We start from the raw sequence: 13,203 nt of genomic DNA, 5'->3' as shown, positions 1-13,203 counted from the left end.
TTCAGCTTCATTAAGTATAACAAAAAATAGGACCCTTCTATACAATCATAGAGGGCCTTTCAATCATAAAGTGGAGCTTCAATCAGTGCGGGTCTTACTGCCAGCTATATGCGGGATAAATTTAATTTTCCTGCAAACGTGAGTTTACCTGTTTCCTTTTACGCAGAAGTCCTTTAACCTCTTTAAAGCTTACAAATGACTTGCTTGCTTCATCATACAGCCGGAAGCGAATCGATTTTAAGCTGGAGGCTAATGTTATTGTCGTTGCCTTCTTTAAAGGCGGCGTGGATTCATGCGCCTTTTCCAAATGATAGTTCGGTACTCTTGGACTTAAATGATGCACATGATGAAAGCCGATACTGCCCGTCATCCATTGCATAATCTTCGGCAGCTTGTAATAGGAACTACCATCCACTGCGGCTTTTACAAAATCCCATTCATCCTCATTTTCAAAATAAGAATCCTCGAACTGATGCTGGACATAAAACAACCAGATCCCCAGGGAACCCGCTATAAAGATAATGGGCATTTGGATAATGAGAAAAGCTTGCCAGCCGATTGCCCATATTAACAGACCATAGATTGCTGCAACAGAAGCATTAATGACATACGTGTTTAACCTTTCCTTCCGTTTTGCCCCTTTTCGGTTAAAACGATTCGATATGAGAAAAAGATAAAACGGACCTAACCCGAACATGACTATTGGGTTCCGGTAAAGACGGTATACCAGCCTGCCCCAAAAAGAAGCATCAGCATATTCATCAACCGTCATCACCCATACATCACCGGTACCACGTTTGTCCAGATTACTGCTAGTCGCATGATGAATCGCGTGACTTCGCTTCCATTTTTCAAAAGCAAACAGTGTCATGACTCCCGTAACCGTACCAACAATCCGGTTCGCCTTGGGATTTTTGAAGAAGGAACCATGTGTACAATCATGGAAAATAATAAAGATGCGAACGACAAATCCTGACGCCACAACTCCAAGTGCAAGTGTTAGCCAGATCGAAACAGACAAACTTTGGTAGGCAAGAAACCAGATCAAGAGAAATGGCAGGATAGTATTAATAAGCTGGAGGATACTTGCTTTCTTATCCGGCTTAGCGAAAGCTGCGACGCGTTTTTTTAAATTGGTTTGTTTTTGTATACTCATAACTGCCTCCTAAATAAGGATATGTATTGTCATCCTGTTCTATATGTTAGTGAAAACATGCACGTTATAGAAGTCATAAACGTCAAGTTGTGGGTATGACAAATGTCATATAATTAGATTGGGGTAACTTCCTTAGAAACCTTCTTTTGTTTCAAGGTCTAATTTCCTGTATTAGTACTAGGTCTATTATCATGTTTTTTGTCATATTCCATCCAAAATATTTACAATCTTAACGCATCATTATATCATAAAAAATATTCTATAAATTTTTATGGAAGGAGTGTGCTTTTTAATAGATTTAAATTCAGAAAATTAACATTCTGTTACATAATTCAGGAGGGGGTTTACGTTAATGAAGAAAGGTTTTATATTATCTGCTGCAGCAGCGCTGACGCTTAGTCTTGGGCTGCCGGTAAGTGCAGAACAGGGCAGAAATGCAAATGCTGAATTAAAAACTCAAATACCCTCATCATTAGGCTCACCGGTAGACTTGGGAGTAGCCAATGATGAGAGGCTAATTGAGATGCTCAAGGAAAAAGGAACCATTGCAGCGGACGCATCTGCATCAGAAGCAAATGAAGCACTTAAAAAATACTTGCAGTCAAAGTCCGAAAGCGGCAAGAAAATGGAGATCAATCAGTCTGGCACTGAAGACGCCAAGATGAAAAATAATGAGAAGAAGAATAACAACCCGCTTACCAACGGGAAAGGAAATAAACTTGGACATGCCAAAAAGAACCATGTCGATCCGGCTAAAGAAGAGACCTACAACGGCGACGTCCGGGAAGATAAAGTATTGGTGCTGAATATCGATTTCCCGGATTATTCACGGAATTCCATTCAGCCGGATGAAACTGACATGTATTATGACAACTATACCGATGACCATTTCCAAAACATGATCTTTGGTGAAAATGGTTATGAAGGACCTAATGGTGAAAATCTGGTTTCCATGAAGCAATATTATGAAGCGCAATCAGGCGGCAGCTACACTGTAGACGGCCAAATTGCTGGCTGGTACACCGCTGAGAAACCTGCTGCTTATTATGGCGGCAACTATCCAGCGCCTGATGGCAGTGACGCGCGTCCACGCGAATTAGTTTATGAAGCGCTGGAAAAAGCTTCAGAAGACCCGGATATTGACTTGAGTGAATATGACGTCCGGGACCGCAATGATTATGATGGTGATGGTGTCTATGACGAACCAGACGGGCTTATTGATCATCTGATGGTTATCCATGCCGGTGTCGGTGAAGAAGCTGGCGGCGGTGCACTTGGCGGAGATGCCATCTGGTCCCATCGCTGGAACTTGGGCACTCAGCCTGTTGCTATTCCAGGTGCAGAGTCAAACAGTGACCGGTTTGGCGGTGCGTTAGGTGCCTGGGATTACACAATTGAACCTGAAGACGGTGCAGCCGGGGTGTTTGCCCATGAATATGGCCACGATCTGGGTCTCCCTGATGAATATGACACCCAGTACACCGGTGAAGGTGAAGCCGTTGCCTACTGGTCATTGATGGCGAGCGGTAGCTGGGCCGGCGATGTTCCAGGGACCGAACCGCCCGGAATGAGTCCATTTGCAAAAGAGATGCTGCAGACCAATCATGGCGGCAACTGGCTAAGCGGTACGACTATCCATTCGAATGACATTACAGAAAACGGTACAAGTGTCCTGCTTGATGAGGGCGTCACGAAAGGTACCAACAATGATGCCGTCCGAGTGAACCTGCCGCAGAAGAAAAATGTTTTGACCACACCGGCATCTGGTGAAAAAGCTTACTATGGCGGCAAAGGCAATGAAATGGATAGCAAAATGGCGGCAACAGTGGATTTGACCAGCGCTTCCAACGCAACGCTTGACTTTGACACATGGTATAACCTCGAATCCAACTGGGATTTTGCTATGGTACAAGTTTCAACTGATGGCGGCGATACTTGGGAGTCATTGTCAAGTGAACGTACAACGAGTGACATCACACCTGACAGCTACCCGGCCATTAAAGAGAACATGCCGGGTTACACCGGTTCAAGTGACGGTTGGGTCCATGAATCGATTGATATTAGCGAATATGCCGGTCAGAAAATCCAGATTCAGTTCCGTTCCATGACTGACTGGGCCACCAATCTCGATGGCATCTTCTTTGATAACGTCAACGTAACGGCGGAAGGAAACGAAGTGTTCTCAGACGGTGCAGAAGGTGAGACACAATTTAATCTGAACGGGTTTGAAAAGCATGACGGAACGTATTACACAGATCACTATTACCTGCTCGAATGGCGCTCACACAACGGTGTCGATGAAGGACTTGCCAACATCCGCCGCGGCGACAGTTTGATGACCTACGGGGAAGGGCTTGTTGTCTGGTATGTTGATGAATCCTACGACAACAACTGGACAGGCCAGCATCCGGGCGACGGATTCCTTGGCGTTGTCGATGCCGATCAGCGCGCCGTCAAATGGAGTGACCATTCGGCCGGAGCGACACGCTATCAATTGCATGACTCAGCGTTCACATTTGAGAAAACCGAGAAGATGTTTATCGATTACTTGGATCTGCAAAACGTTACCATGAAAGATAATTACACGAAGCGCACACCGCTGTTCGACGACAGTGCTGACTGGAGTAACCCGGGCCTTGTTGATGCCGGACGCAATGTTCCGGAATATGGCCTGAACTTCCGTGTCATCGGAAAAAGTGATGACAACACGGTTGGTGACATATTGCTTTTTAAATAAGTTTACAGATTATTATAGCCGGAGCGTCCATATGGGGCGCACCGGCTTTTTGATGCGACCATGGACATATTCCAATGCAAAAAAATACCTTGCCATATGCTCAATCAGCTGTTCATCAGTTGTTTTCATATATTCAGGAATAATACGCTCACCTGTATTTTTTAACATTTGAATTCACCGCTTAATTTCCTTATTTTGCTTTTAGTTTCGCTTTTTGCGGGCGTCTGGCAGTGATTGCACAAATCAGTCCTGCAGCTGGAAAAACCAGCGACACCAGCAATACCGGGGTGTAATTGTGAAAAATATCAAAACCGGCGCCAAACGGTAATGGCCCAAATGAAGAGCCGAGCACTACCATTGTCATACCGACACCATTAATGCTGCCGACATACTTTCGACCAAAATAATCCGGCCAGATCACATTCATGCCAATCCGCTCCAGGCCATTAGCGATACCCCATACGATACCAAATAAAACTGCCATCAGGAAGCTATTCGTTACGAGAAGCATTAACAGGAAAATAATTTCAATCACAAACACAGATGCCAGCAAATAATTTGTTTGGATTTTTTCTGTTATGAAACCTGAAATGAGCGACATCGGCATGCCGGCAAAGGCCATTAAACTTAACACCATCGCAGCTACTCCGGGTGACAGGTTATTGGTATCGAAAATTGAAATGATATGAAACGTAATTCCGGTGTTGATCATCGCCGGGATTCCAACACTAATCAAAATGCCCCAGAAAGCCCATGTACGCATCGCTTCTTTCAGTGTCCAGTCCTCGTCTGCCTCCGGAAGTGCTGTCCCCTTAGTGGTGTCCGGCCCGTCATCCTTTGATTTTTTAAAACCATCCGGTTCTAGGCCCATCTGTTCAGGACGATTGCGGACTCCAAAAAGGGCAAACGGGACAAAAACCACTAAGAGCATAATGCCCCAAAAACGCCATGCTACTTGCCAGTCCCACGTCTGAATGAGCCATGTATTGATAATCGGGAACAACATAGCACTGATAAAACTGCCCATCGTCATAAAACTGAAAGCACGGCCTCTTTTTTCAACAAACCATTGGGCGACAAGTGTATTTGGAATAAGCGACATCGTGCCCTGACCGAGCAGCCTCACCAGGAAGAAGCCAATGCCCAGCATAAGCATGTTCGTCACCATACTGTTAAAAAAACAAGCAAACGCAAACAGCGTACCGACCGTAACCATCATGAACCGCTGCCCATACTTATCAATAAAGCGTCCGACGAACGTCATCGTCAGCCCGGCAATCAAGGTCGCTATCGAGTATAAACTGGAAACCTCTGTCCGGGACCAGCCAAAATCGTTGATGTACTGATCGATAAATGCTGAGTTCGAATACGTCTGGCCGGGACCTGAAAAGAAGATGCCCAGACCGCCGATAAAGACAATAAACCACCCGTAATAAAATTTTTGAAAAAACCCCGACTTTCCTCTCATGCTGTATTCCCCCTGAACAACCGTCTTTTTGCAATCCAACATAAATTCTACTCCACTTTACCACCTGAGACAAACTGATAAAATGGATATTTCCGCCTCGTATATTCCTTTTATCCGAACAAAAAATATGACTGAGAACGATCAGAAAGGAGATTTCTATGGAGAGTGACCGTGCCCAGGAAATCATTGATGCGATCACCATGACAAATGTAAAATATCACGGTTTTCCCGTTTATCTGAAAGAAATAAATGAAGAAAACGATACAGCACTCGTTTTCCCGCTTGATGAGATGGACCATGAACAGGAAGTCGATCTAAATGGCTTATTTGAGGAAGGACCTTAGCGAATCAAAGGAGGTGCCTTGATTGAACAGACAACGCGCTGATGAAATCGCCCAATCACCGGAGATGAAGGATGTAACATACAACGGAAACCAGGTTTATATCCAGCATGTGAACGATTCGCATACAGCTCGTGTTTTTGCGCTTAACAATCCCGAGATTGAATTTGATGCACAGTTGGCAAAGTTAAACGAAAAGTTTTAACACGTCAGTAGTTGAGGATATTTCCACCCCATTTCAAAAAGTGGAAAATGAAGCAACACAAACGAAAGGAGGCTTCACATGAAGAACGCTGTCATACGTTTCATGTTTATGGGCCTGCTCATCATCGGTCTGGCGGGATGCAATAATGATGAAAACGCCAGCCGGTCCCATACAGAAACCGATGATAATCAGCTGCCCATTTCATCAATACAAACTGATTCATCCAGTGACGAAGCCGGACCTGACACGCAACACATCAGATTTGAGAAGGACAACGACAATAATCTTGATCTGGGAAAGACCAACCGGAACCGAAATGAAAATTTAGACGACAATAACCAAAACCAGAATCCATTTAGCGGAAATGCCCGGGACCCCGGAAGAGAGCAGGACAGACAGCTGCAGCAGGGTCAGGAACGACCACATCCTGAACAAAACCAGGACACTAACGGGCAGCAGCAAAACCAGTCACAGCAGGGCATGAATGAATTTGCCTCAAAAGTGATCTCCCTGACGAACCGGGAAAGAAGCAGGCAAGGACTATCCCCCTTAAAAGTGAGTAAACCGTTAAGTGGTGTCGCCCGGCAAAAATCTGAGGACATGCAGGAAAAGAACTACTTTTCACACACAAGCCCGACATACGGGTCACCGTTTAATATGATGCGTGAATTCAATGTCTCATTTGAGTCAGCCGGCGAAAATATCGCACGGGGCCAACAGTCGCCACAACAGGTGGTCGACTCGTGGATGAATAGTACAGAACACCGGGAAAATATCCTGGACGAGTCCTTCACCCATATTGGCGTCGGTTATACGAGTGATGGCGGTTACTGGTCACAAATGTTTATTGAAAAATAGCACTATGAAAGCCATGTTCACATGAGCATGGCTTTTTACAGATTGGACTGGAATCAATACTTTTGACAGCACCCTCTAAACAAGATAATGTCTAAACATAACACCAATTAATTCGATCGGAATAGGAACCGTGAATGATTGGCGAGGGGGGTATATTAATGAGGAGACTTTGGAGAGGATATATCGAAGCATCCTTAATGTTAAAAATTACGATTGCACTTGCTCTCGGGGTTCTTGCCGGGCTGATTTTCGGGGAAGATATAGCTATTCTGTCTCCATTCGGGGATTTGCTGCTGCGGCTTTTGCAATTTCTGATTGTTCCACTGATATTATTCACACTGATTGTCGGCGTGAACCAGACAAAGCTTGGTGATCTGGGCCGCATGGGCGGAAAGGTATTCATCTATTACATCGTGTCATCTGCATTTGCCATCACTGTGGGAATTGCGGTTGCGAGCATGTTCAATCCCGGTACAGGCATGACACTTGATACGAATGAAGAATTTGAAGTTCCAGAAGACCCGGGCACCATCAGTGTTTTACTAAGCATTGTTCCGAAAAATATAATTACGGCATTCAGTGAACCGAACCTGCTTGGCATTATCTTTACAGCGCTTGCGTTCGGAATCGCCATATCAGCACTCCGGTCATCCGAAGCCAACAAGAAACTTGGCGAAACAGTTTATAATCTGGTGGATGGCCTGAATGAAGCCACTTTAACGATCATGAAGGCTGTCATCCAGTATGTTCCGATCGGTATTTTTGCGATTATAGCAGAGGTGGTTGGTAATCAGGGGGCTGATACATTAGCGGAACTGGGCAGCATGGTAGGCGTCCTCTATGTTGCACTGATTGTTCAGCTACTGTTTTACGTCCTGATAATGGCAGTTTTCAAAGTCAATATAAAAGACTTTTTCAGGCATGGACGCACACCAATGATTACAGCATTTGTCACTCAGAGCAGCTCCGGTACGCTGCCGCTGACGCTCAATGCTGCGAGCGAGCTGAATCTGCGAAAAAGCTTGTACGGGTTCAGCCTGCCGCTTGGCGCAACGGCTAATATGGACGGAGCCGCTATCCGGATTGCCGTTTCAGCTGTATTTGCCGCAAACGTCGTCGGCGACCCATTAAGTTTTGCAGAAATATTACAGGTAGTCCTGATTGGGACACTCGCATCAGTTGGTACGGCGGGTGTACCCGGTGCAGGCATCATCATGATTGCTACTGTATTCGCGCAACTTGGCCTGCCGATGGAAGCAGTCGGTTTATTGACTGCCATTGATGTACTTGTCGGCATGGGCTGTACAGCATTAAATGTGACCGGTGACCTCGCTGGAACAAGTATTATTAATAAGACAGAGAAGTCACAGGAAACGGAACGAGCAAGCTGACGTGCTAAAAAAATTGCCTCCATTGACGGAAGGCAATTTTTTTATTCATCAATAAAGACCGCCAAAACCTTGGCGCCATCATTGTCCACCGGGATAAATAAATGCGGTTTAATCCCTTTGAAGTAACCGGTGTCCCCTTTTTCCATATAATGCTTTTCCCCGTCGTAATACAGTTCGATGGACCCTTCGACGATATAAATGAATTCATCCTGTGAATGTGTATACGGCTCATTCCGAACGTTGTAATCTTTCGGTGTCACATGAACAATCGTCGGTTCAATCCGTGAAAAGCGTGAGCGGTTGGCAAGCAATTCAAGCGAATAACCCATATTTTCATCATCCGCACTGATCTTCCGCTCCATTTTTGGAAGCATGACAAGATCTGTCTCGGGATGCCCATCCAGCACCCAGGAGAGCGGCACACCCAATGCTTCGGAAATTTTCGATAGTGTCGCAACAGCAGATGAGGTCTGGCCATTTTCGATTTTCGATAACAGGCTTTTGGAGATACCGCATTGATCCGCTATTTGCTGCTGTGTATGTTTGCTTTTAAGCCGGGCTTGTTTTAGTTTCTGGCCAATATTTTGGAGATCTATGGTAACTCGCCCCTTTCGCCTCGTCCTATACAATCTTCTTATCACAGGATAGATTAATTTTTCAAATATGGCAACAGGGAATCTGCTTTATTGTTAATGCCCTGATATCTTATGCGATCCTTCAGCTTCTGCTGATTTTTTCTCTTCCTGGCGATAATTCCTTCCTTCTGCTGATGTTTTTCTTCTTCTGCAGATGATTCCTGTCTGCTGTTGATATTTCTTCTCTTCTGGCGATGTTTCTTCCCTTCCGCTGATATCAACCTTTTAGCGGATATATACTGATTAAAAAAGAAAACCTCCCCCCAATAAATCACAAAGGGTGAGGCTTATCTTCTTCATCATTGTGCTTTCAGTTTTGGCTTGCAGCATACGCCAGAGATTTGCTTGGCAGCGACTTGCCGAGTTTGCTTTGAATATACATCGCTGCTTCCTGTAGTTTATGTTCATCCATTCCCGTCTTAATACCGAGGCCATTCAATAGATACAAGACATCATTTGTTGCCACATTGCCGGCTGCTCCCGGTGCGTAAGGGCAGCCGCCGAGTCCGCCGATTGCACTGTCAAACCGGGTGATGCCGTATTCCATTGAGCGCATAATATTGGCAATTGCCATGCCGCGTGTATCATGAAAATGCATGATGATTTTTTCGCTTGGGAAGCGTTCAAGCACCTCGCCTAGCAGCTGATCAACTTGAACCGGGACTGCCGTACCAATCGTGTCACCAAGGGATAGATCGTCAACGCCGGCCTCAATCAGCCGGTCACAAACCCGCAACACCTGCTCAGGGGTAATCTCACCCTCATACGGGCAGTCAAACACCGTCGATACATATCCTGTTACATGTTTTCCCGCATCTTTTGCCCCATGGATTACTTCCTCGAGGACCGGATACGTCTCATCAATTGATTTGTTGATATTTTTCTTGTTATGCGTCTCGCTTGCCGACATGAATACTGAAGCCCCGTCAATACCTGCTCCAAGTGCAAGTTCCAGGCCTTTCATGTTGGGAACCAGTGCCGAATAACGGATATTCGGGTTTCGTCTGATTCTTCCCCCCACCTCATTTGCATCTGACAACGCAGGCACCCATTTCGGATGGACAAATGAAGAATATTCGATTTCCGTTACCCCTGATTCAGACAATGTATTAATCCAGTGCACTTTATCAGCCGTTGATATCCTTTGCTTTTCATTCTGCAGTCCGTCGCGCGGCCCGACTTCTTTTATCTGTACAAATTCCGGCCAACGTCCCATCATAAACCCCTCCTTGGTTTATTGAAAATGGCTCTTTTCCCTTGCCTCACTGCTGGAGCATCCAATACGCAAACAATGCCCATGGCAGCCTTTAGCTTAAATAAACGTATAAATTTACATATGAATTCGCTTACATGAATGTGATAAAAATTGGACATTGTTTCCTATTTCCACTAGTTTATTCAATTGAGTTTCCTTATATTCAACATTGTTGAATTCAGTGTATAAAAAAGTTCCCAAATTGTCAAATTTGGGAATGCCAACGATTCACTTTTCTGAAATCGGCTATTCAGCGGATCATCTCAACGAAATGGGCCAAAATCCGTGCTGTCAAGCCCCATATAACCTTTTCGCCGTAAATATAAAAATATTCATCTATGTGGCTCGTGCGCCAATTATAGTTCTCACCGCCGGGAACCAGTTCAAACGGAAATGTCTTTTCCGGCTTCACCTGTAAATTAACATGATAAATCTCCGGTTCATTTTCTAAAAAGAAAGATAGTGGGGCCGTAAATATCTCTTCAACCTCGGAAGGGTTCGGGTCAAATTGCTCAGACGTGCTAATCACCCCTGCATGTGTATAAACAATCATGCCAAATGGTGTGACCAGATAATCGAGCGGGTAGACATTCGAAATCTTCGCCTCACTGATGCCAAGCTCTTCTGTTGTTTCTCTGATGGCCGTATCCTGCGCACTCTTATCCCTAGGATCAACCCGTCCGCCTGGAAAGCAGATTTCCCCCGGCTGGCGCCGCATAGTCTCCGAACGGACCTCAAAAAGCACATGCAGCTCGTCTTCTTGTTGCACGAGGGGCAAAAGAACAGCGGATTTCATAAATTGTTGATGTCCTAATACTGCTGGTATATGACCCTTAATTCTGGCCGTAATGCGGTCTAATTCCATCCAATCACCTCAGGCATTGCTACTTATACTATAGCAGAATAGATGTCTTGGGATAACCAAAATGCTCCTCCTCTTACACATTATTCAAGATTGGCGAATATCATTCATTTGTAGTAGTGTATTCCTATCAGGCTGAACTAACTGACAATCTGTTTTTCAGAAAGGTTGAGATGTGTGACGTATGTTTTATTGATTATCGGTTTTGTACTTCTAATAAAAGGTGCGGATTACTTTGTAGATGGCGCCTCCCAAATTGCCCGGGCACTCCATGTGTCGCCACTGTTAATCGGACTGACCATTGTGGCGTTTGGGACAAGCTCACCGGAAGCAACCGTCAGTATCGTTGCCTCACTTGAAGAAAGTGCGGGCGTTTCGATTGGTAACGTGATCGGGAGTAACATCTTTAATATTACGCTTGTTGTCGGACTGACGGCAATCTTGAATCCGCTAACCGTCAAACGGGAGACCATCCGCAAGCAGATCCCGTTTACCCTGGTGGCAAGTGTGGCTTTTCTTGTCATGATCAGTGATATGCGTTTGCAGTCGATGAGTGAAAATCTGATTACACGAAGTGACGGTATTATCCTGCTGTTGTTCTTTGCCATCTTTTTATACTATTTGTTTGGGGTCGCACGAACATCCAAAGAAGAGAAAGTAAGTGAAGAAAGCACAGGCACAAAACCAAATTCATGGACAAAGAACATTATCTTGACTGTCGGTGGTCTGGCTGCGATTATTTTTGGAGGCGAACTGGTCGTCAGTAATGCAAAAGAAATCGCCATGTCATTCGGCATGAGTGAAACCATGGTGGGCCTGACCATTGTTGCGGTCGGTACTTCTCTGCCGGAATTGATCACGTCTGTTACGGCAGCCGTCAAAAAAGAAAGCGAAATTGCCGTCGGTAATATTGTCGGCAGCAACGTTTTCAATATCCTGCTCGTACTGGGAACATCATCAATCATTTCGCCGCTATCGGTTGACGGACAGGTATTTGCTGACGCATTATTGATGATCCTATTGACCGGTATCCTACTCATTTTCTCAAGAACAAGCTACCAGATCGGAAAAACTGAAGGTATTGTGCTTGTGATCGCGTATGCGGCGTATATGATTTATGTGATTCTGAGAAACATGATATAGTCCGGGCCATCAGTTGACAGGCTGATGGCTGCTGCTCTTTTGTTTCCGTTTTACGAAATGCTTTTCGATCAGATGACCAAGAACAGCGCCAATGATTCCAAAAAACAGTCCACTAAAAACTGGAACCGCAAGGAATTGGAGCCCTTGCAACTGATATAAATGATGTGTCGTAAGCCCAATGTTCATTCCGGCAGTCAAACCGAAGAAAAGACCGGTAAAATAAACTTCCGTCAGTTCTTTTCCATGTTCATGCCTGTATGTAATAGCCTTTGCCTTGTTATATGCCTGCCATAATGAAAATGCAAACACTGACGGGTAAAACAATCCCCACTCATAGTTAATGATATCATGCGCTACTTCAAAGTCCCCATGAAATGAGTGCATCAATGCAATGTTTAAATTGGAGTATAAATTTAATATAACTTCCCAGACCACCAGCAACAGTCCAAGCAAATAATCCCGGTTATAAATTTGTCCGAACCCCGGTAATGCAAATGACCATAGCATAGCGGCCACGGGAGATTTATATGATTCGCCTTTGTTCATTCAAGACCTTCTTCACTGAGGTTTTTTGGAGCGCAAAAACGTGGTCAAGTGGTGTTCCAAAGAGAAGTCCGGTGTAAGTCAATCAGAAAGGATGCCGCAACTGCCTCTTCAACTTTTTGACCAGGGCAAAGCGCGGGTTGGAGTATTTTCTGATGAGCGCCATAAATCCTCGTTCAAGCCAAAGAAACAGTGTCACCGAAATAAATGTGTAAAACCAGTTCCATTTCTCCCAGATGACTAAATTCGTCCGTTTTTCCAAATGATATTCCACGGTTGTCATAGGGATACTGAACAAAAGTGATTTAGCGAGAGCCTCCCAAAACCCCGACTTATACGAAAATTGGTTATAGAGAACACCCATATTCGGAAGCAGTAAATAATCAAACAACAAGCTAATATTCAGTTTTTCCCCGAATATTTTTGTGGGGTAGCGTATCAGCTTTAGAGCCGTCACAAATAAGTCGAGCATGCCTGATAAAAAACCGGCCAGCAAAAAGACAATCGTCCAGTCTTTGCGGGGACGTTTGTTAAACCATACGGGGATCATGGCTATACCAAGTAATGTTAAAATACCCAGAAAAAATTTTTCGTATTTCTGTTTCATCG

At 44.7% G+C, this 13,203-nt stretch carries 14 protein-coding genes; 6 read left to right on the top strand and 8 right to left on the bottom strand.

Going from position 1 to position 13,203, the window contains the following annotated elements:
- Positions 1-121: 121 nt before the first annotated feature.
- Positions 122-1,156 (bottom strand): Delta(5) desaturase DesA, encoded by a 1,035-nt coding sequence (desA, locus tag ON01_RS12400; RefSeq protein WP_010531371.1) that lies wholly within the window; start codon positions 1,154-1,156, stop codon positions 122-124.
- Between the two features lie 352 nt (positions 1,157-1,508).
- Between desA and ON01_RS12395 the strand changes: the two genes are divergently transcribed.
- The gene (locus ON01_RS12395) at positions 1,509-3,893 is read left to right on the top strand and encodes an immune inhibitor A domain-containing protein (protein ID WP_010531370.1); all 2,385 of its coding nucleotides are present in this window, start codon (positions 1,509-1,511) and stop codon (positions 3,891-3,893) included.
- Between the two features lie 12 nt (positions 3,894-3,905).
- On the opposite strand, the gene ON01_RS19530 is transcribed toward ON01_RS12395, so the two are convergent.
- Both ON01_RS19530 and ON01_RS12390 read right to left on the bottom strand, forming a co-directional pair.
- Positions 3,906-4,061 carry a hypothetical protein gene (locus ON01_RS19530; RefSeq protein ID WP_010531369.1) on the bottom strand — a complete coding sequence of 52 codons (156 nt, stop codon included), beginning with the start codon at positions 4,059-4,061 and terminating at the stop codon, positions 3,906-3,908.
- 22 nt (positions 4,062-4,083) lie between these two features.
- Positions 4,084-5,361, bottom strand: coding sequence for an MFS transporter (locus tag ON01_RS12390; RefSeq protein ID WP_010531368.1), 1,278 nt, complete (start codon positions 5,359-5,361; stop codon positions 4,084-4,086).
- A 158-nt stretch (positions 5,362-5,519) separates the two neighbouring features.
- Between ON01_RS12390 and ON01_RS12385 the strand changes: the two genes are divergently transcribed.
- From ON01_RS12385 to ON01_RS12370, 4 genes are all read left to right on the top strand, one after another.
- Positions 5,520-5,705, top strand: coding sequence for an H-type small acid-soluble spore protein (locus tag ON01_RS12385; protein ID WP_010531367.1), 186 nt, complete (start codon positions 5,520-5,522; stop codon positions 5,703-5,705).
- 22 nt (positions 5,706-5,727) lie between these two features.
- Positions 5,728-5,907 (top strand): H-type small acid-soluble spore protein, encoded by a 180-nt coding sequence (locus ON01_RS12380; protein ID WP_010531366.1) that lies wholly within the window; start codon positions 5,728-5,730, stop codon positions 5,905-5,907.
- Between the two features lie 78 nt (positions 5,908-5,985).
- Complete coding sequence (locus tag ON01_RS12375; protein WP_010531365.1) at positions 5,986-6,765, top strand: CAP domain-containing protein; 780 nt, start codon at positions 5,986-5,988, stop codon at positions 6,763-6,765.
- A gap of 158 nt (positions 6,766-6,923) precedes the next feature.
- Entirely contained in the window at positions 6,924-8,156 is a 1,233-nt protein-coding gene (locus ON01_RS12370; RefSeq protein ID WP_010531364.1) for a dicarboxylate/amino acid:cation symporter, read from the top strand.
- A gap of 41 nt (positions 8,157-8,197) precedes the next feature.
- Here the strand turns inward: ON01_RS12370 and ON01_RS12365 are convergent, their stop codons facing one another.
- The 3 genes from ON01_RS12365 to ON01_RS12350 form a co-directional block, all read right to left on the bottom strand.
- Positions 8,198-8,785, bottom strand: coding sequence for a helix-turn-helix domain-containing protein (locus ON01_RS12365; protein ID WP_010531363.1), 588 nt, complete (start codon positions 8,783-8,785; stop codon positions 8,198-8,200).
- 316 nt (positions 8,786-9,101) lie between these two features.
- Positions 9,102-10,007 (bottom strand): hydroxymethylglutaryl-CoA lyase, encoded by a 906-nt coding sequence (locus ON01_RS12355; RefSeq protein ID WP_010531361.1) that lies wholly within the window; start codon positions 10,005-10,007, stop codon positions 9,102-9,104.
- Between the two features lie 289 nt (positions 10,008-10,296).
- Positions 10,297-10,911, bottom strand: a complete 615-nt coding sequence (locus tag ON01_RS12350; RefSeq protein ID WP_010531360.1) for an NUDIX hydrolase — start codon at positions 10,909-10,911, stop codon at positions 10,297-10,299.
- Positions 10,912-11,085: 174 nt separating this feature from the next.
- Here ON01_RS12350 and ON01_RS12345 point away from each other — a divergent pair, with 174 nt between their 5' ends.
- On the top strand, positions 11,086-12,051 hold the full coding sequence (locus ON01_RS12345; RefSeq protein ID WP_010531359.1) for a calcium/sodium antiporter: 966 nt from the start codon (positions 11,086-11,088) through the stop codon (positions 12,049-12,051).
- A gap of 9 nt (positions 12,052-12,060) precedes the next feature.
- Here the strand turns inward: ON01_RS12345 and ON01_RS12340 are convergent, their stop codons facing one another.
- Together ON01_RS12340 and ON01_RS12335 are read right to left on the bottom strand one after the other, a co-directional pair.
- Positions 12,061-12,597 (bottom strand): hypothetical protein, encoded by a 537-nt coding sequence (locus tag ON01_RS12340; protein WP_010531358.1) that lies wholly within the window; start codon positions 12,595-12,597, stop codon positions 12,061-12,063.
- Positions 12,598-12,679: 82 nt separating this feature from the next.
- On the bottom strand, positions 12,680-13,201 hold the full coding sequence (locus ON01_RS12335; protein ID WP_010531357.1) for a CBO0543 family protein: 522 nt from the start codon (positions 13,199-13,201) through the stop codon (positions 12,680-12,682).
- Between the last annotated feature and the right edge of the window lie 2 nt (positions 13,202-13,203).

The sequence above is a fragment of the Lentibacillus jeotgali genome, assembly GCF_000224785.1.
Classification (GTDB): Bacteria; Bacillota; Bacilli; order Bacillales; family Amphibacillaceae; genus Lentibacillus; species Lentibacillus jeotgali.
This window is presented reverse-complemented; position numbering and strand designations above follow the sequence as displayed.

Bases quoted from the DNA above. Each gene is read 5' to 3' on its own strand.
- ON01_RS12390 (WP_010531368.1), bottom strand. From the start codon at position 5,361: ATGAGAGGAAAGTCGGGGTTTTTTCAAAAATTTTATTACGGGTGGTTT.
- ON01_RS19530 (WP_010531369.1), bottom strand. From the start codon at position 4,061: ATGTTAAAAAATACAGGTGAGCGTATTATTCCTGAATATATGAAAACA.
- ON01_RS12395 (WP_010531370.1), top strand. From the start codon at position 1,509: ATGAAGAAAGGTTTTATATTATCTGCTGCAGCAGCGCTGACGCTTAGT.
- desA (WP_010531371.1), bottom strand. From the start codon at position 1,156: ATGAGTATACAAAAACAAACCAATTTAAAAAAACGCGTCGCAGCTTTC.
- ON01_RS12355 (WP_010531361.1), bottom strand. From the start codon at position 10,007: ATGGGACGTTGGCCGGAATTTGTACAGATAAAAGAAGTCGGGCCGCGC.
- ON01_RS12350 (WP_010531360.1), bottom strand. From the start codon at position 10,911: ATGGAATTAGACCGCATTACGGCCAGAATTAAGGGTCATATACCAGCA.
- ON01_RS12340 (WP_010531358.1), bottom strand. From the start codon at position 12,597: ATGAACAAAGGCGAATCATATAAATCTCCCGTGGCCGCTATGCTATGG.
- ON01_RS12370 (WP_010531364.1), top strand. From the start codon at position 6,924: ATGAGGAGACTTTGGAGAGGATATATCGAAGCATCCTTAATGTTAAAA.
- ON01_RS12335 (WP_010531357.1), bottom strand. From the start codon at position 13,201: ATGAAACAGAAATACGAAAAATTTTTTCTGGGTATTTTAACATTACTT.
- ON01_RS12375 (WP_010531365.1), top strand. From the start codon at position 5,986: ATGAAGAACGCTGTCATACGTTTCATGTTTATGGGCCTGCTCATCATC.
- ON01_RS12385 (WP_010531367.1), top strand. From the start codon at position 5,520: ATGGAGAGTGACCGTGCCCAGGAAATCATTGATGCGATCACCATGACA.